We start from the raw sequence: 22,992 nt of genomic DNA on the forward strand, positions 1-22,992 counted from the left end.
ATTTAAAATTAGAGATCTATTTTCTAGAAAACAAACTTTTTTTGATAGAAAAAACGTTAAAACAATAATAGGAGACAAAAATAAAAAATATGGAAAAATCCACACAGAAACCGCAAAAGATGCCAGAAAAGAATCAAAAGTTTTGCTGAAAATTCTATCGAAGTTGTTAAAAAAACTATTATTCGCAAATATATAAGAGAAGATGATATATGCGAAAAATGCCTCCCATAAACTGTCTACCAGATTATATTTACTGACTGAAATTCTTTTCATGATAAAATCCTAGTAATAAAGTATTGTCGTTGCTTCTTGGCGGTAAATAAGGATGGGCAGTACTTCTTGGTTCATTTCCAAATTTAGAGTGCACTTTTGCATACGTATTTTCTGACGAAAGAAGATCATTTTCTGAGTAGCCCGCCGCAGCAGCATAAAGCCCAATTGCAATCGTGGGGTAATTTCTTCTTTTAGAGCCTCTTATCCCAGCAGGAACACCCAGATGCTGGAAGCCCTAAAAACCACCCGTATGGTAAGTCTGCTATAGAGACGCGAGCATACTTAACCTATAGCCTGCTGATCCTGATCAACATTATAGAGACCTTTTTCATAAGTCTTGATGATGATTAATTCAGCAGGATCGTCAATTATATTGTGTCTATTATGGATGAAAGAGACTTCTTTTCTTCCCAACACCTCCATTGTTGTGGTTTGTAATTTCCATCATAAGCATCGCGTGTAGCGGGAATTTTTTGCATCAGAAAAGAAAAACACCAACATCACGGAAATGTTACTCATTCGAAAACACCTCCTCCCCGGCAAATGACTGATAAAATTCCTGCCGGGGAGGGACCGCCTAAAACATAAAAAGCACTCTCATAATTTGAAGAAAGTACTATCCTTCATCTTTCAGCCGTTAATAGGGTCTGCACCTTTCGGTTTGGGGCTTGGGGCAACGCTGGCTTCCGGTGCCTCTGCTCCTTTTTCCTGCTTGTAACGGGCGTAATATTCATCCGCCATGCGGCGCAGGGCTGTGCCGATGCTGGCGTATTGATACTCGTTCAGGTTGGCGAGGGACGCACGGGCGGATGGCCTGCGCACAGCAAAGCCAATGCCGGGCAGCAGCACAACGCCTGTTTCCTCTGCAATGCGGAACAGGATGGTTTCATAATCCACGCGCGTTATCAGCCAGCGGGCAAAGCGGGTGCCGTAAAGCTGGGTGGCCACCTTGGCCATATCAATCAGGGTGTAATAATGGGTGCTGCCGGCATCATCCGGCGCGGAAACACCCAGATCCCGGTACAGGGCCAGTTCCCGCCGGTGCAGCAGGTTTTTCAGGGCGGCCTTGTAAGCATCCCGTCCGTCCATTAGCGCAAAAAGGGAGAACAGGGTCATCTGCACCTGTTGCGGGGTGGAAAGCCCTGCGGTGTGGTTCAGCGCCACGCTACGGCTATCCGCCACCAGACGGTCAATAAACTTCAGGCCACGCACATCGGGGGTCAGAGAGGCGTAGCGTTTGTCCAGCGCCTGTTTCTCATCTTCCGGCAGGGCCGCCAATGCGCGGTCCAGCACGTTCTGCACATGGGTTGCCACAACCCCAAGCCGCCAGCCGGTGGAGCCAAAATACTTGGAGAAAGAATAGACCAGAACCGTATTGTGTGGGCAAATGCTGTAAAGGGAGCGGAAATTATCCGCAAACGTGCCGTAAACATCATCCGTGACAATAATCAGATCAGGCCGCTTGGTTTTGACAATCTCGGCAATGCGGGCCAGCCCGGCATCATTGATTTTGACAGACGGCGGGTTGCTGGGGTTGACCACCAGAAACACTTTTACGGCGGGGTCCAGCAGTTTATCCAACTCGCTGTCTGGATATTGCCAGCCGCATTCAGGCGCAGCGTTAATGGCCACTTCCTGCAACTGGTAATCCCGCAGTTCCGGTATTTCCACATACGGGGTGAAGACCGGCATGCCGATGGCGGCTTTATCGCCGGGTTTGATCAGCCCGTTTTCCCGCAGGGAGGCAAAAATATAGCTGATGGCCGCCGTGCCACCTTCCAGCGCAAACAGGTCCGTTGTGGCTTCCGGCATGGCGCCACCGGCCATTTCCCGAATAAGGTAATGGCGCACAATCTTTTCTGCATATTTGAGCATACGCGGCGGGGTTGGATAATCACACCCCAGAATGCCAGCCACCACTTCCTGCAAAAAACCATCGGCAGAAAGACCAAGCTGATCCCGCACATAGGAGAGCGCACGGCGTAGAAACGCAACGCCGGGTTCATCCTTATGGGCGGCCACAAAGGCGTTGAAGCGTTCTTCTATACCATCACGCCGGGGCAGGCCCCCTACCCCTTCTGCCATATAGGAAAAGGAAAGTTCTGATTCCGCCGTAGCAAACAACCCCAACTGGAAGAACCCTTGCCGGGGCGTTGTGGCCAGAAAATTCGGGTTGCCGCGCCCTGCATCCAGCATGGTGTGCTGCGCCCGCCCGGAGGCAAGCTGGATAAGCAGATCCTTCAGTTCAAAGGGGCTGAGGTTGCGAAACTTCTCGTACTCTGCGGGCATAGCCATTGGCCTCTTTTGTTCTGAACTGGCAACACGGGCGTGCACTATAGAGGGTTCCGGTGCGAAAAAAGCCACCACAAAATGCTGAGCAGTCATGTGTCATAACAAACAGGCCTGAGCACGCTTTGCGTCTTCGCAACTGCATTCTGCAAGCCAAGAGTGAGAACCACAGGACCGGGCCGGTTGAAAAACGCCCCGTGAACAATGCCCCCCTCAGGCCTGAAAACGGGAGAAGGGCCAAAGCCTGCGCAGCCCCTGCCCGATCCACGCATAACCGCTGACAAGCACAATACCCAGCAGCACGCACGCAGCGCCCTGTAGAAAACCGGGCTCAAGCGGATCATGCAGCAGCCAGTAGCCCAGCACGACCCCAAACAGGGGCGTCATGAACGCAAGCACACCAATGCGGGATGCCTGATAATGCCGCAGCAGCCAGAACCATGCCAGAAAAGCCGCAAAGGAAATAAGGGTGGCTTGAAACACCACGCTGCCAACCAGCCGGGGCGTAAGGGTAAAGGCGGTCTGCTGCAAACACACTGCACTGACCAGCAGCAGAACAAAAGCAGCCACAAGCTGATACATCAATGTCTGTTTGGCTGAGACATACGCAAGCCGGGACACACGGATCACAACCGTTGTCATGCCCCACGACGCCCCCGCCATAAGCGCCAGAAAATCGCCCAGCATCTGGTGGCCATGGGCGGCATCCGCCGAGCCGCCCTGCCCGAAAAAGGCCAGCGCAATGCCGCTGAACGCAAGCAGTATCCCCACCCACTGAAGCGGAGCCATACGTTCCGTTTTTTCCAGAACATGCAACCCAAGGGCGGCAAAAATGGGCGATGTGTATAAAAATACCGTGGTGCGGGAGGCCGATGTGTAGCGCAGAGCCTCACCGGCCATCAGATATTCCAGAGAAAACAGGACCCCGGCCAGTAATCCGGGTTTCCATATGCCGTTCGCCAACAGGTTCAGTTTTTCGCCGCGGCAGACCATGTAAAGCCAGACCAGCAGGGCGGACAGGCCGGACCGCAGGGAAATTTGTAGGATGGGCGCCATATCGGGCGCTGCGACCTTGAGCACAATCTGCTGCAAACCAAAGCACAGACACAGGACAGCCGTCAGGCTGACGGCAAACATATCCAGCGGCTTGCGTGCATCCATGTCCAAAACGCCTCCCCTCTTGCGGCTTACTGCCGCCGCACCCTATCGCGCCAGAGGGTCTGTGAAAACGGAAATTATCTTACCCTTTCTTCCGCTTTCTGCGGCCTGCACCTGTGGCAGCCGCCCCGCGAGATCAGATTTCATCCTTGGGTTTGAGCGGCGCGGAAAGCTGGGTGGCCACGGCCAGAAGAACTGCCGTTATGGGGGAGGCAAAAATGAACCCCCACGCCCCCAGAAACGCCCCGAAAATGGTCTGGGATAAAATGGTGAGCGCAGGCGGCATGCTCACGGCCCGTTTCTGAATGAACGGGGACATGACATAGCCCTCAAAAGTCTGGATCACGGCATACAGGCCCAGCACCAGAAGCGCCTCCCGCCCACTGACGGAAAGCCCGATCAACAGCGCGGGCGTGGCCCCCAGAAATGCACCCAGATAGGGAATGAAATTGGCCATGCCCGCTATCAGGCCAAGGGGTAATGCCAACGGCATGCCTATGGCCCACAACCCCCACCAGGTCAGAAAGCCGACCACTGTCATATCCAGCATCTGCCCCGCCACCCACGCGCCCAGCGTATGGGCAATGGTGTGCAGCAGCTTGCGCGCCAGTGGCCGATGCATTTCCGGCACCAGCCGCAACACGCCGTTAGCGTACAGCCGGGGGGAAAGCGCAAAATAGATACCCGCAATCACGATCACGATCAGCGTGCCGACCGAGCCGAACGTGGAGGTCAGCACGTTGGTCATGGACCCCGCAAAATCCGCACCAAGGCTGCGCGCTCCGGGCCCGGTCTGGTTCCCACCCATGGATTGCGGAATATGATCCATGATCAGATGGCCGAACGCATCGTTGTTCAGGGTGTCCCGCAAAGTGCTGATCTGGGTGACCAGCGCCGTGCGCAGATGGCCCGCCTGCACTGTAATGTCCGGCCCGGAAACGTGCACCAGCAGCGTCAGCGCCCCCGCAATGACCATGACCAGCACAATCACGGACAGCCATTCCGGCAGGCGCAGCAGGTGGGTGATCCATTGTGCGGCCCCGTGCAGCACAACCGCCACCAGCGCAGAGGCACACACCACCATCAGCACAGGGCCGCCGGTGCCGATAAGCAGGGAAAGAATGGCCAGCACCACCACTGTCAGGGCCAGCCGATAGAACCGCCCCAACGTGTGCTCCAACGCGACAAGCGCCGCCGTGGCCAACTGCAACTGGGACGCCGTGCCGGGGGAGGATGAAAGAGGATGGGACGGTTCTGCGTCTTCCGGGGGTGGGGATGGCTCCGCCATGGTACCTGCGCTCCTGCTACCAGATAGCCAGCCACAGGCGCGCGGCCACTCCGGCTGGAACCGGCATGATCTTGCGCCCGTTTAACGCCATACGCCAGCGCACCTCAGCCTCACATCATCGGGACACTGGAAAAAATGCAGAAAACCGGGCATAAACCCCTTATCAGACCAGCCATTCCCTACGCTCCACCTGTAACCTGCGGGAGCCTTCCCTATATAGGAGGGTAGGACACGCCTATTGAGGATGACGTCCGCACCCGCTATGCGAACATAACCCCCACTGAGCGGCGCATGCTGCCCACCCCTCTGTTCGAGTTCATGCCTGATGCCAAGACCTGAAAGGACGACCGCCCACCTTGATATGGCGAACCCCTGCCTTGAGGGGAAAAAAACGCCGGTGTGGCCGCCCTACTCCGCATGATACTGAACAGCTTGACCAGTATCTGCTTGAAATAGCCGCCGGGCTGTTTGTGCAGCATGGGTATGCCGGAACCTCGGTGGACCAGATTGCCCGCAAGGCATCTGCCAGCAAACAGACGCTCTACCGGCGCTATTCTTCCAAGGAAGAACTGTTCAAGGCGGTTATTACCAATCTGACGGCCTCCGTTCTGCGCACCATAGAGGAAACGCCCCTGCACAACCCGTTGCAGGAGCTGCGGCATGTCATGTGCCTGCTGCTTGACCTTACCCTTCAGCCCGAAGCATTGGGCACTTACCGCATTCTGATTTCCGATGCCTACCGTTATCCATCACTCATTGCGCACGCCACCAGCACCATTGGCGCGCCCATTCATAACTGCGTGGTGCGGCTGCTGAAGGCAGCAGAAGCCACAGGCCAGATTGAACCCGGCAATGCGGATAACACCACCGCCAACCTTCTTTGCGGCCTGATTACCGGCCAACCGCTGGAAGACGCCCTGTTCGGCCTGAAACCGCTGGAATGTTGCGTGGAACGCCACGCCTATTTTGAGCGCGGCTGGACCCTGTTTCTCCGTGCCGTTGGGGGAAAGCAGGACATGTGCGCCGCCACACCGGCTGACACGGCCTCTCTCGCACACAAAAAAGCCGCCACACCCTGATCTTTCCTGATCGGGCTGGCGGTTTCTGATAAGCGGCCTCATTACGGGACGGATGCCACGCAGCCTTTGCGTTCAGGCGACATGGCACGATCTATCTCAGCAAAACAGAGGCCCGCACGCCCAGTCCCTCCACTTTCCCGTATGAGGCCATGGAATTGGGGCATGGCGACCCACGGACAACTGATGGTTTTAACGGACTACGTGCTACGTGCTACGTGCTACGTGCTACGTGCTACGTGCTACGTGCTACGTGCTACGTGCTACGTGCTACGTGCTACGTGCTACGTGCTACGTGCTACGTGCTACGTGCTACGTGCTACGTGCTACGGAGCACACTACCCGGCGTTAGCTAAGTGTACCACCCCCATGTTGCGAGAATGGCACTTTTTTCAGACGTTATCCCTCACGCGAGAAACACGCCTGGGCGGTTTACTTGCGCAGGCCGAGTGCCTGTTCCATCAGCGCCACGTTACGCAGATTGGCTTTAAAGGCTGCGTCAAACAGATCACCCGCCACAGGTACGGTGTCCACCATTGTTTCCAGCACAATGTTGGCAACCATACGGCCTAGCACTGCGGTTGGCAGGCGCATGCGCCATGCCTCCCAAACGATATAGAGGGAGACCAGCCCCATGATGACGCTGCCACCCACCGGCAGCAGTCCCACCACGGCATCCACACCGACCCGGAACCGTGTTCCCGGCACGCGGAATGCGGCATCCAGCAACCACGCAAGCCGCTGCACACGGCGCAGGCGCTGGGCTGTATCCGCACTGGAAGAGGAAGCAAAACCGTTTCCGGTCGTCGCATGAGCGTATGTCATACTCATGCAAATGGGCGAGGAAGCCCTGCATTTCAAGGGGCGTTTGACCGGCAAAAATGAGACGTCTCTCTCGTTTTTACCGCTTCTGTCGCAGGGCATCCTTTACCCCCAAAAACGGCACACTCTATGGCATTGCACCAGAGGATTCCGCTTCTTGTTGGGTTCAGAAGAAAGGACACACGCCGCGCCCTTTTGCCCCGTAAGCCCTTACCCTTGCAGAGTTCTGCTCCTCCCCATTGAAAGCCGGGGCAGACCTATCAGGGCTGTTCCGCCGGATGAAAATCAAGCGCGAGCCCGTTCATGCAATAGCGTTCGCCCGTGGGGGGCGGCCCATCGGGGAAGACGTGGCCCAGATGCCCCTTGCAGGCAGCGCAATGAACTTCCGTGCGGATCATGCCATGCCGCGTATCCCGCGTGGTTTCCACCGCGCCTTCAATCGGTGCAAAAAAGGACGGCCAGCCACTACCGCTTTCATATTTGGTGTCAGATACAAAAAGCGCCTTACCGCACCCGGCGCAATGATACACGCCCACCCGTTTTTCATCATTCAGCGGGCTGGAACCGGGGCGTTCCGTGCCATGCTGACGCAGAATACGCTCCTGATCCGGCGTCAGGGGCTCGCGGGGGCCGCAGCCCATTGGCGTGCAACTTTCCGCCTTGCGTGGAGTGACCTCATCTGAAACTGCCATGTCTAAAAATCCTTTTTGCATTCTTATATCGCGGCTACCCGCCGGTGTTGCTGCCATCTTATAAGAGGCTGTGTGAAAAGCCAGCGCCCGAGGGAAGACGAGAAAGTGTCGAGACTGGAACGGCGAACTTGAAAGCGCGATGTGGGATCATCGGGATAGAAATCCAACGCCTTCAGCCTCAAAAAAACCGCCAGAGTGACCTGACAGCGTTCTCCGCTGGCCTTTCAAATCCTCAGGGGCCACAGTCAAGAAACGCCGCTGTAGCTCTGCTGCCCACACCCTGACGCATACATGGCAGGCCGGGGCATGGCCGAACATGCAGCCATCACGGTCTGGGGCTGTCAGGTGTGCAACGCATACCAACCTGCCTGTGTTCCCCTGCCCCCATGCGCGCCCGTCGCCATCCTACCTCCCTCTTCGTTCCCTCATGCAGCCAGTCATCTCCGGCTGGTGGTTTTCTGAGGCAGGCAGAGGATAGGTCGATAGTGTTTTTCTGATACCGTCCCGCCCATCCGCCTTGGGCCCACGCCCCTGCTTTTCCGGCCCGGTGTTGTCAGCCTGCGGGCTTGCGGGCACTCTGGCAGCATGAGTGCAGAAAAAACCCACCCCTCCGTGTCTCCTGTTCTGGTGCTGTTTCGGGATGATTTCCGGCTGGCGGATCATCCAGCCCTTTTCGGAGCCTGCACTACGGGGCAGCCCGTTCTCTGCGTGTATGTGCATGACCCCGAAACCACGCGAGGCGGCGCAATTGGCTGGTGGCTGGCGCAGGCCTGCACGGCCCTTGCTGACGCTCTTTCTGAAAAAGGCGGCACACTGCATCATCTTTCCGGCCACACACCGGATGTTGTGGCGGAGTTTGCTCAAGCCGCAGGTGTGGACACTGTCTTCTGGAACCGCCGTTACGACCCAACAGGCAAAGCGCAGGATACAGCCCTGAAGGCCCGACTTGAGCAGCAAGGGATAAGCGTCCAGTCGTGCGCCGCACGGCTTTTACATGAACCATGGACCATCCGCACCGGGGCCGGAACACCTTACCGCGTGTTCACCGCATGGTGGAAAGCCGCCCGCGCCATGGGCAACCCCGGACGCTGCCTGCCTGCCCCCCGGCAGATCACCTTTTCCCCTTTACCGGCCGATGCACGGGCGCTGACCCTGCGCACCCTGCCTCCGGCCCCTCCGCTTCCCGCAGGAGCGAGTGCTGCAGAAGCCGACTGGCCCTGCACGGAAGCCGATGCGCAGGACACACTGACGACTTTTGTGGAAGACAATCTGGCCCATTACATTCAGGAACATGATCGGCCGGACAAGGACACAACTTCCCGCCTCTCGCCTTATCTGCGGGCGGGACTGCTCTCCGCACGGCAGGTGTGGCACGCCGTAAGCACTGCCGCCACAACGCCTGCTCTGGCAGAAAACGCCGAGAAATTTCTCAGTGAACTCGGCTGGCGGGATTTTGCCTGGATGCAGCTTTTTTACGAACCTGATCTGGCATGGCGCAATCTGCGCCCGGAATTTGACCATATGCCATGGCAGAAAAGCCCCGCCCTGCTTGCTGCCTGGCAGCAGGGCCAGACAGGTTATCCGCTTGTGGATGCGGGCATGCGCCAGCTTTACGCCACGGGCTGGATGCATAACCGCGTCCGCATGGTTGTGGCCTCTTTCCTGACCAAACATCTGCTGACAGACTGGCGGGAAGGCGAACAGTGGTTTCAGGCCCGGCTAGTGGATGCAGACCCGGCCCAGAACGCCATGAACTGGCAATGGTGTGCTGGCACGGGCATAGATGCCTCACCCTGGTTCCGTATTTTCAACCCGGTGGGGCAATCTGAAAAATTTGATCCGACAGGCGCGTATATCCGCACATGGGTGCCAGAACTGCGCCAGATGCCCGATAAGCTGATCCATACCCCATGGAAGGCAGATGCCAGCCTGTGCCGCCAGATTGGCTTCACTCCCGGCAGAAGCTACCCCAACCCCATTGTTGATCTGAAACTGGCGCGTGGCATTGCGCTGGAATGCTGGAAAAACCTGCCTGACCGCAAGGAAAGTGGCCGCTAAATCAGCCCCTGCTGACGCGCGATCGTGACCGCGCTGCCGGTGCAGGTGGCGGCCAGTTTGTGCCGGGCGATGCGCAGATACAGGCGCACCGCTGCCTCAGGCAGTTTGAGGTAATGGGCAATGTCCTTACCCAGCAGACCATCAGCCGCCAGTTTCAGGCAGTTCCGTTCCTGTTGGGAGAGTTCCAGCGCGGACTCCTGCGCCAAGCGGGTCAGCCGGACAAAAGCTTCATGCAGATACACGCCTATGGCCTGATAATCACGCACATAGGCCATCCGGTTTGGCCCGGCAAAAGCGCCCGGGTCTGTGCTGGTAATGGTAAACAGGGCGTTCTGCCCTTCCACACCGCGCACCGGCAGGCTGAGGGCTGCCTGCCCCAGATCAAAATCCCGCGCGTCATTCAGCAGTTTCTGCTGATCGGCGCTCTCAACATTCAATTCCCGCCATTCAAAAGGCAGAAGGCTCTCCCTCGCCCTGCGCACAACGGGGTCCACCTGCGCATAATCCTGTTGCAGATAACGTGTCACCCATTCCTCGGGGTAGGTGGCAAAGCCCGGTGGCAGATCTGCCACTTTTGGCCCCAAATCGCCCAGATAGTGATAAACCACGTGAAACAGGCCACCCTTTTGCGGCAGCGTGCCGACAACATGATCCAGGTCCTGCAAGGAAGCCGCCTGCGTGATTGCTGTGAGCATATCCTGCAACGCCACGGGCCGCATCTGACGGGAGGACGACTTCATTTTCAACATCAGGATCTCCGGTGCAGCCGGGCGCGGCTGCTGCGTTGGTTCAGCGTTTAAAACGGCAGGATCTGGCGTTCCGCCATATGGCGCAGCGCCAACGATGAGACATCCCACAGCCCAAGGCACAACGCGCCTTCTTCCGCAGGGGTCTGCGCCAGAATGTTGGGCTCCCACCCGATACGGCGGAACAGACGCATCATGCTCTTGCCGTAAATGCCCGTAATCTGTTGCACACCGTTTTCCAACGCCATGCGGCACAGCGTTTTGGAGGTCTCAATGGTGGTGGCGCGGCCCGCCGGGCTGGTGCTGTCCGCTGTGCCACACAGGCAACTGCACTCCCACACATGGGCGCTGGCAATATCCGGGCACGGTTCAAAACAGGCCTGAAAATCACACCGCAACATGGTGGGGCCGGTGGTGGGCAACACCCGCAGAGAAGCTGCATGCTCCCCCTGCTCGTTCAAGGAGACAATATAAAGCGGGTTGTATTCACGGTCGAACACATCTTCTTCCGGGCGGTTCAGAAGGGAAGACCCCGCATCATACCATTCCCCGCCCCGGCCACGGGCCTGCATCATCTTGTTATATGCGTCTGCATACTGATGCCGCTGCGCGTATGAGAATGTGTACACCATGAGCCTGCCGCCCCTGATCGAAATCGGGGGCATTATACTGCACAGGGATGGGGGCTCAATGTATCAAACACGACACATAGCAGTAAAAAAAACTTTATTTTCTACGCTAATGAATATGAAACCCCACCGGAATCCGCCCCACCATGGGGGCTGAAGCCGGTGCGGCACAGTGCAACCCACGGGCAGCGGCCAGCGCCTGTGCATCCAGATCATCATAGCCGGTACTCTGCACCAGTCGGGTGGCGGCAATGGCACCGTCTGCTGCCAGAGTGACCTCCACCACGCCTTCTCCTTCTTCGTGCAGATGCCGGGCCATGGGGGGATAATGCGTCTGCGGTGGGGTACAGGTGAGCGTGCGCGCCCCGCTCCCTTTGGCCACATGCGCCACCGATGCCGCCGCTGATTGCGTAGCAGCAGAGCCCTGAGCCGCCGGAGGTGAAGACGCCGCAGCAGCCGACTGAACCTGACCGGCCGCAGCCCGAGCAGAAGGGGAAACAGGAGGTGTCGCTCCCTCCGGAGAATGCGAGGTCGGACTGGCCTTGGGTGGGGGGGGCACAGCCGCCTTGTGGGGCATTGGCATTGGAGAAGATGGAGCGGAAGGCCGGTGCTCATGTGCGGGAGCGGCCTGCCGCGCGGTAACAGGCGCAGGCACACCCACAGGCGGCAAGATATCGGTCATGGGCGGTACGGGCGGTACATCCGCTGGCGTGGGTGGCGCTTCCAGCGGGGAGGCAAGCGCCTCGTCTGGCGGCGTCATATCAGGGGGTTGCGCGGCATGAGTGAGGTTAGCCGCAGGAGGCACACTGAGCGGTTCCGCTTGCTCAGGAGATGGAGCGGGAACAGGTTGCGGTTCCTGCGGCGGGGTCACAGAAGCGGGGTTCGCGGCGCTGGCGGGCCTGCTGGCCGGAGATTCAAACACCATCTCCACAGCTTTCTGCCCCGGTGCTTCCGGCGGATGCCTGGGGTGCAATGTCACCAGCAGGCAGGCCGTGATCACCCCATGCCCGGCCACTGCCGCCAGAAGGGCCAGACTCCACACCCGGCTGGTACGGCTCTGGCGGGCAGAAAACACGGCCCCCTCCGGCGGTGCCAAAGGAGGACAGATTTCCGGCGCACGCACGTCTGGCGTTAATGCACCGTCATCCTGCCCCAGTCTGCCGTGCGGTTTCACCCGTCCGCGTTCCTTTATCCTTTGGTCCTGAACCGCCCATACCCACAACGCAAGGCAGATACACCCAAGCGCCCAGACGGCTGCGACTCCTTGCTACTCATGCCGCCTTGCGCGCGTGCCTGCCTGTTTTCCGCCCGTTTTCTGCGTGGTCTGTGTGGGCTTTTCCCGTGGTTTTATACCTCTGGCCGCCGCCTTCAATCAGAAAGATCACTTTTGCGGCAGTCACACGTTTGACACAAAGCCCCTCACAGACAAATAAAGCAAAGCCACGCCCCACCTTTGGGCCAGCCCACCATGGCCCGCACAGACAGGAGTTCCGGCTGCTCTGATGGCCCGCACCACCCACCCTTTGCATACGCTGCTGAAATGGCCGCTGGTGGTGGTGACACTGGTGGGCTTTCTCGGCCTGCTCGCCCTTCAGAGCTTTGCGCAACCGGATGAACTGCCCCGCGCCACCATAGCCCGCCTTCTGGGCGTGGATATTGCCGCTCCCCTCTCCGCGCCCGACGAAGCCTTGGAGGCAACGCCCGCTGGCGCCGCGTTCTCTGGCCCTACATCGTCTGGCACCGCATCGTCTGGCACCGGGCAGAAGGGTTCGGGCCTTGCCTCGCCAGAAGGCGCGGTAGGCCAGTCCATCGGAGGGGGCACGACCCAGCACCATCATATGATGGCCGCGCATGCCCACCACATGGCTGCGGCCATGGCGGGCAAATCTACCCAGCCGCATTCCGGCCACCATCATCATGGGGCGGAGGGGTGTCCGCTCTGCCCGCTGCTCTCGCTGCCAGCGGCGCTCCCCATGGCCGTACTGCTGGTGCCCCCGCCCGTTCTGCGGTGGATGCGACGCGGCAGCCATGCCTCCACCCCACGCGCACCGCCCAGCGTTCCGCTTGGCCTGCCGCCCTCACGCGGGCCTCCAGCCTGAACAAAGCCTCTTCGCGCCCTTCCGGCCCCATGACCGGAAAAGGGTTTTGCACGCTTTGTTTTCAGGATTGTTCTTATGATCACGCTTATCAACCCACGCCGCGTGCCGGCGTGGGCGTGGGTTATTGCCGCGGCGTGCGCGGCCCCCAGCATCTCCGCCGCGCAGGCGCAAACAACGGCTGCGCAGATCAGCGCAAGCCAGAGCAACGCGGCCTCTGGCAGTTCTGTTGTCACCCTGCCCCGGCTGGATATCTCAACGGATGAGGAAGAGGAAACCTCCCTCTCCGATGCCCCGCTGACAGCGTCCTCGCCCGATGCCAGCTCACAGCGCATGTCCCGGCTTTCCAGCCCGGATGTGTCCTCGCTGTTCCGTAACCAGCCGGGGTTCAGTTCCTATGGCGGCGGGCGGCTGGCCAACCTGCCCGTGCTGAACGGCATGGCGGATGATCGCGTCGCCACTATTGTGGATGGCGTGCGCATCTCTCCTGCCTGCCCCAACCACATGAACCCCGCCCTCTCCTACATTGATCCGGACAGCGTGCAGACTGCCACCAGTATTGCGGGCCTAACCCCTGTCAGCAGCGGGGGCGACAGTCTGGGCGGCACCATTGATGTGGAACGGGCAGACCCACGCTTTGCCCGCAAGGGAAAAATTCTTGTGACAGGCCGGGTGCGCGGTACCTACCGCAGCAATGGCGGGGCCTACGGGGCTTCAGGGTCCGTCACGGTTGCCAACCATCTGCTCAGCATCCGCTATACGGGTTCTTATGATCAGTCTGGCAATTATCGGGGGGGCGCGGGCATGGGCACCGTGCACTCCACCAATTACCTGACCTATAATCACGCCGTAACGGTGGGCCTGCACAAGGACAACCATCTGGTGGCCATTACCGTGGGGCAGCAGGATACCCCGCGTGAGGGCTTTGCCAACCAGTATATGGACATGACCAACAACCGCTCCACCTTTGTAAACGGCAAATATACTGGCTCGTTTGACTGGGGTACGTTTGAAGCCCGTGGCTACTGGCAGCGCATTACCCACGCCATGGACATGCTGGCAGACAAGGGCGGCCATTCCGCCACCACCGGCATGCCCATGAACAATGACTCCCGTCTGGCCGGTTATTCGCTCAAGGCCACCATACCGCTGGGGCGTTTCCACACGCTCAAACTGGGCAGCGGGTTTGACCATGTGGGGCTGAATGACTGGTGGCCACCGCTGCAAGGCAGCATGATGATGGGGCCGGACACCTACCACAACATCAATAACGGCCACCGCGACCGGCTGGGCCACTATGCCGAGTGGGAAGCCCACTGGACGCCGCGCGTTTCCACCCTGCTGGGGTTCCGCAATGATCTGATCATGATGAACACGGGAGACGTGGCCCCCTATTCCTGGACCGGCATGATGAACATGACGGACGCCATGGCTGCCCGCGCCTTTAACGCCCGCAACCGGGGGCGGACGGATGTGAACTTTGATGTCACCGCCATGGCCCGCTGGAAGGTAACGGACAGCTTTACGCTGGAAGGCGGCTACGCCCGTAAATCCCGCGCGCCCAACCTGTATGAACGCTATGCGTGGGGCCGTGGCACCATGTCTTCCAGCATGATCGGCTGGTTTGGCGATGGCAACGGCTATGTGGGCAACATGGATCTGAAGTCAGAAATCGCCAACACGGCCAGCGTGACGCTGGACTGGCATGACCCCACTGCCGCCAACCGCTGGGGCCTGACGGTGCAGCCCTATTACAGTTACGTGCACAATTACATCAATGTGGTGCAGTTGAGCACCTTCTCCAACGGGCACCATCTGCTGCAATTTGCCAACCACAATGCCCAGACCTACGGCATTAACGCCTCCGGCCATTACACGCTGTGGGACACGGCACAATACGGCAAGGGTGAAGTCACCGGTGTGCTCAACTGGGTGCGTGGGCAGGATGAGGTCACACATTCCGGCCTGTACCATATGATGCCGCTTAACGGCACGGTGGCGGTGCATGAAACGGTTGGTCACTGGACCGGCCGGGTAGAGATGAACTTTGTCAAACCCAAGGACACGGTGGACTGGCTGCGCGGCGAACCCCGCACCGCAGGCTATGCCCTGCTGAACCTTGGCGGCAGCTACACCTGGAAGATGCTGACGCTGGATGCCGGAATTGATAACGTGCTCAACCAACCCTACTACCTGCCGCTGGGTGGTCTCTCTCTGGGCGATACACGCTATATCGGCACCACCCGCGCCCTGCCGGGCATGGGTCGCTCCTTCAACGTGAGTCTTTCCGCCACGTTCTGAAGCCACACCTTCCCTGCCTGCGCGGAGAAAAAACCCGCAGGCAGAGAGTGAAACCGCCCTTATGGCAGCACCGCACCGCCCCGGTTCCACCGCCACCTGGTATTAGGAGGATGCTGGCACCGGTGCGGCTTGTGCAATCAGCTTTTTCTGTTTGAGGTCATCCCACAACGCGGGTGGAATTGAGACCTCCATGGAGCGCGCGTTGGCCTGCATCTGTGCCGCATTGCGAGCCCCCGGAATAACGGCGGCCACACCGGGATGCGCTGCCGCAAACTGAAGCGCCACCGTACGCAGATCAACCCCATGCTGTTTGGCGATAGCCTGCATTGCTGACCGCTTGTGCGCCATTCCGGCCGGGATGGTCGCTTGATAGTCATACCGATCACGCCCCGCCGCATAGCCTGCGTTCAGGGGTGCCCCCACCACAACCGAAATGCCGCGCGGTGCAAGGGCAGGCAATGTGTGCGCCAGTGCCTCATCATGCCGGAAGAGCGAATACTGCGTTGCCAGCAGAACAATGTCCGGATCACCAATCTCAATGGTCCGCAGAACAGCCTGCGGCGTGTTTACGCCCAGCCCCCACGCCTTGATCAGTCCTTCCTCCCGCATTTTGGTCAATGCGGGAATGGCGCCTTTGGCGGCCTGATCGAAATAGGTTGTCCATTGCTCCCCCATGTCCTTGTTCTCAGGCGAGAGGTCATGAATATAGACAATATCAATTCGGGAAAGACCGAGCCTCTGCAAGCTATCTTCCACCGAACGCCGTACACCGTCCGCACTGTAATCATAGCGATAGGCAAAGGGGGATGGGTCATGCCACATGGTGCCGGCAGGTGGTTGAGGAGCGGCTGTCAGCAGGCGCCCCACCTTGGTGGAAAGCACAAATTCATCCCGTGGCCGCGTATGCAGAAAATGACCGAAACGCCGCTCGCTTAGCCCCAGACCATACCAGGGTGACGTATCAAAATAGCGAACGCCTCCCTCCCAAGCCGCTGCCAGTGCGGCCTGAGCCTCCTCATCCGAGCACGCCGCAAAGCCATTGCCGATCGGCACCCCGCCAAGGCCCAGACGTGTGGGAGGGCGAAAGCGCTGGCCTGTTTGCGCTACATTGAGCGGCAGCGCGTTGCGCGTCACGCGCCCCATGGTGGGTGTGACATCGCCCGGGTTCTGGGTGCCCTGCGCCTGCCCCGACCGGGGCATCAGGGCTGCGGCACCGCCCAGAGCAGACAGGGCGAGCAGAGTGCGTCTGGTAGCTGTCATCGCGTCCTCACATCATCTGTATGGTCTTTTAATGCTTTCTCTCGATGATGGTTCGATACGATCAACGCATGATGGTCAGAAAGTCATGCCATCAAACGGCAAAAGCGCGCGGCCTTCATAAAGACCGCGCGCTGCCCGTTAGCAGATAGTTTTGAAAATGGCTGTTTTCAGAAAAAACTTACCAACTGTACCCTATGCTGGCCTGTGCGTTGCGGCGTTCTCCATAATAGCAGTATTGTCCATCAGACCCATAGGCAAAGCAGTTGGCGATATAATGCCGGTCAAAGAGGTTGCGCACACTTGCTGACGCCTTCCACCCCCGAAGTGAGTGGGAGAGGTTTGAAAGATCATAGCTGACAGAGGCATCAAACAGGGCATATTGCGGCAGCCACACGCTTCCGTAAGTGGCTTCCCCACCATAGGCCTTTGCCGAATAGCGCATGCCACCGCCAAAGCCCAGACCTTTCAGAGACCCAGACGGCATGGTGTAGAACGCAAACAGGGAGGCATTTCCCTTGCCCGACTGGATCAAGGGTTTTCCGGTTGAGTCATCCTTCACCTTCTGGACGCTGACGGCGGCCGTCAGCATCAGGTTACGGAAGGGTTCCGCGTGGGCTTCAAACTCAAACCCGTCCGAATGAACCAGCCCGCTTTGCACGCTGTAACCCGTGTTGGGAACGGAAACCAGCACATTGCTCTGTTCGATATGAAAGCCAGCGGCTGTCAGCAAAACAGATGTTCCGGGAATCTGATATTTCAGTCCCCCTTCAAGCTGTTTGCCAATGGATGGACTAGCCTGATGCTCTGTTGTGCCGCCATTATTGGAGACACTGCCCGATTGCGGCTGGAAGGACGTGGAGTAACTGATATAGGGTGCAAGGCCGAAATCAAAGTGATAGAGGCCAGAGGCACGCCATGTAATCTGGCTGGCATTCTGCCGGGTATCAGTTTGGTTAATAGACTCGATCTGATGCGAACGGTACCAGTCGTTACGGATACTGCCTGTTACAATAAAGCGTTTCCAGCGAAGTTCGTCCTGCCCATAGGCACCAATCTGGTGGGAATTGGTCACGTATTTCAGATAAGGGTCCAGATTGGGGATGATCATGTGATAATCGGGATGCAGCACGTCCAGATCAGGCGCATCGGCGTAAGCTTCCGCATCCCTTGCCTTCTGCTGCATGTAGTCAAACCCGAACATCAACGTATGGCTCAGCGGGCCGGTGCGCACATGCCCCTTGAATTGACTGTCAAACGCCAGGTTATAAGTATGCTCCTGCGTGCCGTAGGCAGAGCGGGACAGCATCTGGCCACTGGTGCCGTCATCACTGTCATAATAACCATTATTATAGACGCTGCGGTATATGGTCCGGATATCATCATACCGGCCCCGCGTGCTGAAACTCCAGTCATCATTGAAGCGATGGTTGAAGATATAGGTAATGGCCCCCTGCCTGCGGTTGAATTTTTCTGAAGGCACATCACCATCATAAAAATTGCGCGGCAGGAAACCATAGGATGCCCGCTTGAGAGACCCCACCAGCGGCAGGGCGCCATAGGAACCGCTTTCCGGATCGTACTGATAGTTCCCCAACAGTGTCAGGGTGGTTGGTCCGTCTCCCCCGAATGTAAAGGAGGGGCTGATGCTGAACCGTCTGCTTCCCGTCTTGCTCAGTTGTGTGTGCTGCCCATTCACGGTGCCATAAAGCCGGTAGCGCACCTGGCCATCATTTGTTGCAAAACCGCCGACGTCGGCATCAACACGGTAGAGGTCGAACATACCGCCTGTTGTGTTGACGCTTCCATAAAACCGTTGATCTGTCGGCAATTTACTTGATAGCGCGGTCAGGCCGCCGGGGCTGGATTGCCCGTACAGGGCGGATGCAGGCCCTTTGAGAAGTTCAACACGCTCAAGGCGGAAGGTATCGGTCTGGGCTACAGCAAAACCCGTCGGGCTATCCTGAAACTTCAGCCCATCAAGAAAGGTTGGCACAGTAAAGCCGCGCAGATCAAAAAGATCATAGCGTGTCCCTTCCCCACCACGTGTATCAGCAGTGATGCCTGCGGTGTAGCGCACGGCCTGATTAAGGGTCAGCACGCCACGCGTATCCATCTCGTCCCGCGTGATGACGCTGACAGACTGCGCTGTCTCGACGAGGGGCGTATTCGTTTTTGTGGCGGCAGAGGCGATGGTTGAGCTTTTACGGCCCCGCACTTCAACCTGTTCTGACTCTGTCCCGCGCTTTTTTGCCTTTCCGGTCGCGTGTTTTCCGGATGAAGCGGTTCCGGTTTCCTGAACCTCGTTGCTTTTTTTCTCCTGATCAGCCGCCAGAGCCGTATCATTCAGGGCGAAGAAAAAAAGAAGCGTGTAGATGATCCTGCTGCGCTGCATACCCAACTCGTTTCATGACCAACTGCTCCCGCAGGCGGGGAGGTGATGGATATCTGTTTTTAAGAATGATACTTAGTTGCGCACATAACGGCGTTTGGAAGGTGCATCAAGCAACGAACCCGTCCTTGGCCCGAATGCGAGCACATTCTGCCTGATCGCCGATATCGGACCTGCCCGAGACGGGAACCCGACACAGGGTATGAGCGTAAAGATCAGGTTTGGGATGGTGGTTGGAGACTCAGCAGAAACAGCCCACCACTGGCCCGCGGGTCAACGCGCCCTCTGTTTCAGGGGCGTGATAGCGGTGCTGAGCCGAAGCGTAGCGTGCTGGGCGCAACGCCGAAGGTACGGTGGAACATGGTGCTGAAGCTGCCGGCATTCTCATAGCCAAGATCAAACGCAACTTCCGCGATCGACTGGCCAGCCGCAATGCGGGATGCGGCTTCTATCACACGCACCCTGCGCCGCCATGCGGCAAACCCCATGCCCATCTCCACTTGAAAAAGGCGGGTGAACGTACGCCGCGCCATGCCCGCCTCCCGCGCCCAGTGGTCAATATCGTGGCAGTCCCCCGGCTGGGCGATAATAGCCTCGCACACCCGGCGCAGGCGGTGATCCATCGGAAAAAGCACCCGCTCGGCAATGCGGGGTGCGCGGCCTATTTCATCAACCAGAAGCCGGGCGATGGCGGACATGCGCTCATCCATGGTGAAATCAAACCGCATGGCAATGATCTCATCCACAAGCCCGCGCATCAGGGAGGAGACATCAAACATCTTGCACGCAAGATCTGCCCCGATAAGGGACGGATCAACATAAATGACCTGAAACACCAGATCGGTCCGGCAGGTGGCTTCATGAAGCGTGTTGGCGGGAATCCACATCCCCTGACCGGGGCCGAGCACGAAACTGCCGGTTTGCGTATTGACCGTAACCGTCCCGGCTTGAAACACCGAGAGTTGCCCGCGATCATGCGTGTGGAAGCCATCCACAAAGCCGCCAACATAGCAATCCGAAAAGCCCACAACAGGCGGTGGGTGGCGCGGAAGATCAGCCGTGCGTTTCATGATGCTACAATCCAACCCGTATGGTGGCAAAAATGTCCAGCGAGAGAAAAATAGCCCGTGCCTCATCAGCGTTCGTCGGGCGGATTATCATGCGTTGCCAGCGTTCTGCCAAGGCTATTCCGCCATTCAGATGACAGACGCGTCTCTGCCCCCATCCCGAACCCTCACTTCCGATTGGGAAGACCCACCAAACCGCGCAGCACACCCCGCACCCGCTTGGCAGCGTCCGGCCCTGCCGCCCCGTTGAAGCGGCGGCGAGGGTTCGGTTTCTGCCTTTGCTTTATAACATACATAAGCACTGTTTCTGACGGCCCTCTTCCCGCTATTGGCTCGGTACAGGGAGCCAAGACCGTGAACCTCCGCGCTCCAAAAAGAGGGACTGCGTGTGTCGATCTGGCCCACCCCCGAAAACGACCTCTGCCACAGCACGCAACGCGGCGGGATCGGCCTATATGATTCACGTGAAACCATCCCGCGTATCCCATAGGGCAGTTTTACCCACGGCCCCACAACTGGGGAATTGGCTGCCATACACCTGTTCTGTTCCGCCAGAACCCGCCCCAACGTGAAGAGCCGGGATGCTTGCAAAGGCACCTCAGCCCAGCATAGCGTGGCTTACAAAACGGAAAGGATACCCTGATGAAGCTTGCTGAAGCCCTTGTTCTGCGTGGAGATCTTCAAAAGCGGCAGGGCCAGCTTCATGCACGCATCAAACGGAATACGTTGGTGCAGGAGGGAGAGCACCCGGCAGAAGACCCCAACGCCCTTCTGACCCAGTATGAAGAAAGCGCGCTGGAACTGCGCACCCTGATCTGCGCCATCAACCACACAAACGCTCATACCCCGTTTGAAAGCGGCACCATGACAGACGCACTGGCCGAGCGTGACCGCCTGCGCGCGCTGGTGAGCGTGGTGCAGGACATTGCCAGTGCCGCAACCGTCACCCGTGCGGCCCAGACACGTTCTGAAATCCGGTTTGTGCCGACCATGAACGTGGCGGCCCTGCAGAAGAAGGCAGACAAACTCTCGCGTGACCTGCGGGATCTTGATGTGAAAATCCAGTCCGCCAACTGGACGGTGGACCTTATGACGCTATGATACGCGCCGTCGGTAACTGAGAAACAGAAAAGCGTGTTCAACCCCCTCGGAAGGGTTAGACCGAGACTCCTGGGATGGCGAGGGGCCGCCTGCGGTTCAAATCCGAACACACCGCATGCCTTGCACCGAGCACACCAGAACAGAGCACTGCTCACACTTTACAACCATGAACAGGTTTCTGCTTTTTCAGTGAGGATGGGTACGGGGACACAAAAAAGGGCGGCCCGAAGACCGCCCCTTCCTTATTGCACGGCATGCAGCGTGGATCAGAAATCCGCCTTGACGTGCTGGCTGGACACAAGCTTGAGAATGGTGTGGGCGCGCAGGGCTTCCGGCCCCCCTTCCGTGCCGTAGCCGGAATCCTTCATGCCGCCAAACGGCACTTCCGGCACACCAATGCCATGGTGATTGATAGCCACCATACCGGCTTCCACGGCCTCGCCCAGCAGGCGCTGCGTGCGCTCGTTACGGGTATAGGCATAGGCTGCCAGACCGTAAGGCAGGCGGTTGGCTTCCTTTACCGCATCTGCCAGATCCGTGAATTCAGACACAATGGCCAGCGGGCCAAACGGTTCTTCCTGCATCACGCGCATGGACAGGTTGGGGTCCAGCACCAGCGTGGGGGGGAAGAAGCAGCCCTCGTTGGGCAGGGGCGTTTCAGCCTGCCAGATCTTGCCGCCTTTGGCGCGGGCATCCTCTACCAACCCTTCCAGGGCTTTCACCCGGCGCGGGTTGACCAGCGGGCCCATGGTCACGCCATCATCCACGCCACGGCCAATTTTCAGGCTGTTCATGCGGGCCTGAAACTTTTCCACAAACGCCGGGGCAATGCTTTTTTCAAGCAGGAAGCGCGTGGGGGCAATACACACCTGCCCGGCATTGCGGAATTTGGCAGCAGAAAGCCGCTCGGCCGCAACATCCAGATCCGCATCCGCGCAGACAATAACCGGGGCGTGGCCACCCAGTTCCATGGTGACGGGCTTCATCTGCGCACCAGCCAGAGACGCCAGATGCTTGCCCACCGGCGTTGAGCCGGTAAAGGAGATTTTCCGCACCACCGGATGCGCAATCAGATATTCCGAGATTTCAGCCGGGTCGCCATACACCAGAGAGACCGCCCCTTCCGGCACGCCTGCATCCAGAAACGCCCGCAGCAGTTCAGCGGGGGATGCCGGGGTGTCTTCCGGTGCCTTTACAATCACGGCACAGCCCGCGCCCAGCGCCGCGCCCAGTTTGCGGGCAATCTGGTTGATGGGGAAGTTCCACGGTGTAAACGCCGCCACCACGCCAACAGGCCGGTGCAACACGCGCTGTTCTACATGGCGCACACGCGGCGGAATGAGCACATCATTCAGGCGGCGGCCTTCCTCACCAAAATATTCGATGACACCGGCAGCGCCCTTGATCTCAAGAATAGCCTGCTCAAGCGGCTTGCCCTGCTCCCGGCTCATGATCCGGCCAATGCTCTGGGCACGTTCACGCAGCAGATCGGCCGCCTTGCGCATAATCACAAACCGATCCCACGCTGTAAGGGCGCGCCAGGCGTCAAACCCCTTGGCCGCGCCTTCAGCCGCCTGCGCCAGATCCGCCTTGGAGGCATGCGCCACCTTGCCGATCTCCTCCCCGGTGGCGGGGTCCTGCACCGGCAGGGTACGGCCGCCCTCGGCGTCCCGCCATTTGCCGGATATCAGAAGCTGTACGTTCAAGAATTCATCTGACATGCGCATCTCTCATAATCTGGACAAGC

Annotated in this window: 18 protein-coding genes; 6 read left to right on the plus strand and 12 right to left on the minus strand. The window is 58.6% G+C overall.

What is annotated here, in order from left to right; genetic code table 11:
• Positions 1-903 precede the first annotated feature (903 nt).
• The 3 genes from ASN_RS03520 to ASN_RS03530 all read right to left on the minus strand — a co-directional run bounded on the left by ASN_RS03520 (position 904) and on the right by ASN_RS03530 (position 5,008).
• Positions 904-2,562 carry a bifunctional aspartate transaminase/aspartate 4-decarboxylase gene (locus tag ASN_RS03520; RefSeq protein ID WP_050942376.1) on the minus strand — a complete coding sequence of 553 codons (1,659 nt, stop codon included), beginning with the start codon at positions 2,560-2,562 and terminating at the stop codon, positions 904-906.
• 213 nt (positions 2,563-2,775) lie between these two features.
• Positions 2,776-3,723 (minus strand): DMT family transporter, encoded by a 948-nt coding sequence (locus ASN_RS03525; RefSeq protein WP_058987228.1) that lies wholly within the window; start codon positions 3,721-3,723, stop codon positions 2,776-2,778.
• Between the two features lie 133 nt (positions 3,724-3,856).
• Positions 3,857-5,008 (minus strand): AI-2E family transporter, encoded by a 1,152-nt coding sequence (locus ASN_RS03530; protein WP_039905126.1) that lies wholly within the window; start codon positions 5,006-5,008, stop codon positions 3,857-3,859.
• 377 nt (positions 5,009-5,385) lie between these two features.
• On the opposite strand from ASN_RS03530, the gene ASN_RS03535 reads away from it, so the two are divergent.
• Positions 5,386-6,087 (plus strand): TetR/AcrR family transcriptional regulator, encoded by a 702-nt coding sequence (locus ASN_RS03535; RefSeq protein ID WP_058987229.1) that lies wholly within the window; start codon positions 5,386-5,388, stop codon positions 6,085-6,087.
• Between the two features lie 429 nt (positions 6,088-6,516).
• On the opposite strand, the gene ASN_RS03540 is transcribed toward ASN_RS03535, so the two are convergent.
• On the minus strand, positions 6,517-6,909 hold the full coding sequence (locus tag ASN_RS03540) for a DUF4112 domain-containing protein (protein WP_006559145.1): 393 nt from the start codon (positions 6,907-6,909) through the stop codon (positions 6,517-6,519).
• Positions 6,910-7,166: 257 nt separating this feature from the next.
• Positions 7,167-7,598, minus strand: a complete 432-nt coding sequence (gene msrB, locus ASN_RS03545; RefSeq protein ID WP_407922293.1) for a peptide-methionine (R)-S-oxide reductase MsrB — start codon at positions 7,596-7,598, stop codon at positions 7,167-7,169.
• 585 nt (positions 7,599-8,183) lie between these two features.
• Here msrB and ASN_RS03550 point away from each other — a divergent pair.
• Positions 8,184-9,656: a cryptochrome/photolyase family protein gene (locus ASN_RS03550; RefSeq protein WP_058987230.1), complete on the plus strand. Its 1,473-nt coding sequence runs from the start codon at positions 8,184-8,186 to the stop codon at positions 9,654-9,656.
• Here ASN_RS03550 and ASN_RS03555 read toward each other — a convergent pair.
• The 3 genes from ASN_RS03555 to ASN_RS03565 all read right to left on the minus strand — a co-directional run bounded on the left by ASN_RS03555 (position 9,653) and on the right by ASN_RS03565 (position 12,205).
• Positions 9,653-10,405, minus strand: a complete 753-nt coding sequence (locus tag ASN_RS03555; protein ID WP_006559141.1) for a helix-turn-helix transcriptional regulator — start codon at positions 10,403-10,405, stop codon at positions 9,653-9,655. The genes ASN_RS03550 and ASN_RS03555 overlap by 4 nt on opposite strands.
• Before the next feature lie 47 nt (positions 10,406-10,452).
• Positions 10,453-11,034: an acyl-homoserine-lactone synthase gene (locus ASN_RS03560; protein WP_006559140.1), complete on the minus strand. Its 582-nt coding sequence runs from the start codon at positions 11,032-11,034 to the stop codon at positions 10,453-10,455.
• 106 nt (positions 11,035-11,140) lie between these two features.
• On the minus strand, positions 11,141-12,205 hold the full coding sequence (locus ASN_RS03565; protein WP_058987231.1) for a TonB family protein: 1,065 nt from the start codon (positions 12,203-12,205) through the stop codon (positions 11,141-11,143).
• 328 nt (positions 12,206-12,533) lie between these two features.
• On the opposite strand from ASN_RS03565, the gene ASN_RS03575 reads away from it, so the two are divergent.
• Positions 12,534-13,130 (plus strand): DUF2946 family protein, encoded by a 597-nt coding sequence (locus ASN_RS03575; RefSeq protein WP_058987233.1) that lies wholly within the window; start codon positions 12,534-12,536, stop codon positions 13,128-13,130.
• Positions 13,131-13,205: 75 nt separating this feature from the next.
• Complete coding sequence (locus tag ASN_RS03580; RefSeq protein ID WP_058987234.1) at positions 13,206-15,428, plus strand: TonB-dependent receptor; 2,223 nt, start codon at positions 13,206-13,208, stop codon at positions 15,426-15,428.
• Between the two features lie 102 nt (positions 15,429-15,530).
• Here the strand turns inward: ASN_RS03580 and ASN_RS03585 are convergent, their stop codons facing one another.
• From ASN_RS03585 to ASN_RS03595, 3 genes are all read right to left on the minus strand, one after another.
• Positions 15,531-16,688, minus strand: coding sequence for an aldo/keto reductase (locus tag ASN_RS03585; RefSeq protein WP_058987235.1), 1,158 nt, complete (start codon positions 16,686-16,688; stop codon positions 15,531-15,533).
• Between the two features lie 178 nt (positions 16,689-16,866).
• Positions 16,867-19,080: a TonB-dependent siderophore receptor gene (locus ASN_RS03590; RefSeq protein ID WP_058987236.1), complete on the minus strand. Its 2,214-nt coding sequence runs from the start codon at positions 19,078-19,080 to the stop codon at positions 16,867-16,869.
• A gap of 287 nt (positions 19,081-19,367) precedes the next feature.
• The gene (locus ASN_RS03595) at positions 19,368-20,147 is read right to left on the minus strand and encodes an AraC family transcriptional regulator (protein ID WP_006559132.1); all 780 of its coding nucleotides are present in this window, start codon (positions 20,145-20,147) and stop codon (positions 19,368-19,370) included.
• On the opposite strand from ASN_RS03595, the gene ASN_RS19490 reads away from it, so the two are divergent.
• The gene (locus ASN_RS19490; RefSeq protein ID WP_157765101.1) at positions 20,146-20,394 is read left to right on the plus strand and encodes a hypothetical protein; all 249 of its coding nucleotides are present in this window, start codon (positions 20,146-20,148) and stop codon (positions 20,392-20,394) included. The genes ASN_RS03595 and ASN_RS19490 overlap by 2 nt on opposite strands.
• 392 nt (positions 20,395-20,786) lie before the next feature.
• The gene (locus ASN_RS03600; RefSeq protein WP_035379859.1) at positions 20,787-21,245 is read left to right on the plus strand and encodes a DIP1984 family protein; all 459 of its coding nucleotides are present in this window, start codon (positions 20,787-20,789) and stop codon (positions 21,243-21,245) included.
• A gap of 266 nt (positions 21,246-21,511) precedes the next feature.
• Here the strand turns inward: ASN_RS03600 and ASN_RS03605 are convergent, their stop codons facing one another.
• Positions 21,512-22,966, minus strand: a complete 1,455-nt coding sequence (locus ASN_RS03605; RefSeq protein ID WP_058987237.1) for an NAD-dependent succinate-semialdehyde dehydrogenase — start codon at positions 22,964-22,966, stop codon at positions 21,512-21,514.
• Between the last annotated feature and the right edge of the window lie 26 nt (positions 22,967-22,992).

The sequence above is a fragment of the Acetobacter senegalensis genome, assembly GCF_001499615.1.
Lineage (GTDB): Bacteria > Pseudomonadota > Alphaproteobacteria > Acetobacterales > Acetobacteraceae > Acetobacter > Acetobacter senegalensis.

Bases quoted from the DNA above. Each gene is read 5' to 3' on its own strand.
- ASN_RS03575 (WP_058987233.1), top strand. From the start codon at position 12,534: ATGGCCCGCACCACCCACCCTTTGCATACGCTGCTGAAATGGCCGCTG.
- ASN_RS03580 (WP_058987234.1), top strand. From the start codon at position 13,206: ATGATCACGCTTATCAACCCACGCCGCGTGCCGGCGTGGGCGTGGGTT.
- ASN_RS03600 (WP_035379859.1), top strand. From the start codon at position 20,787: ATGAAGCTTGCTGAAGCCCTTGTTCTGCGTGGAGATCTTCAAAAGCGG.
- ASN_RS03540 (WP_006559145.1), bottom strand. From the start codon at position 6,909: ATGACATACGCTCATGCGACGACCGGAAACGGTTTTGCTTCCTCTTCC.
- ASN_RS03590 (WP_058987236.1), bottom strand. From the start codon at position 19,080: ATGCAGCGCAGCAGGATCATCTACACGCTTCTTTTTTTCTTCGCCCTG.
- ASN_RS03530 (WP_039905126.1), bottom strand. From the start codon at position 5,008: ATGGCGGAGCCATCCCCACCCCCGGAAGACGCAGAACCGTCCCATCCT.
- ASN_RS03550 (WP_058987230.1), top strand. From the start codon at position 8,184: ATGAGTGCAGAAAAAACCCACCCCTCCGTGTCTCCTGTTCTGGTGCTG.
- ASN_RS03560 (WP_006559140.1), bottom strand. From the start codon at position 11,034: ATGGTGTACACATTCTCATACGCGCAGCGGCATCAGTATGCAGACGCA.
- ASN_RS19490 (WP_157765101.1), top strand. From the start codon at position 20,146: ATGATGCTACAATCCAACCCGTATGGTGGCAAAAATGTCCAGCGAGAG.
- ASN_RS03605 (WP_058987237.1), bottom strand. From the start codon at position 22,966: ATGTCAGATGAATTCTTGAACGTACAGCTTCTGATATCCGGCAAATGG.
- msrB (WP_407922293.1), bottom strand. From the start codon at position 7,598: ATGGCAGTTTCAGATGAGGTCACTCCACGCAAGGCGGAAAGTTGCACG.
- ASN_RS03595 (WP_006559132.1), bottom strand. From the start codon at position 20,147: ATGAAACGCACGGCTGATCTTCCGCGCCACCCACCGCCTGTTGTGGGC.
- ASN_RS03555 (WP_006559141.1), bottom strand. From the start codon at position 10,405: ATGTTGAAAATGAAGTCGTCCTCCCGTCAGATGCGGCCCGTGGCGTTG.
- ASN_RS03525 (WP_058987228.1), bottom strand. From the start codon at position 3,723: ATGGATGCACGCAAGCCGCTGGATATGTTTGCCGTCAGCCTGACGGCT.
- ASN_RS03585 (WP_058987235.1), bottom strand. From the start codon at position 16,688: ATGACAGCTACCAGACGCACTCTGCTCGCCCTGTCTGCTCTGGGCGGT.
- ASN_RS03520 (WP_050942376.1), bottom strand. From the start codon at position 2,562: ATGCCCGCAGAGTACGAGAAGTTTCGCAACCTCAGCCCCTTTGAACTG.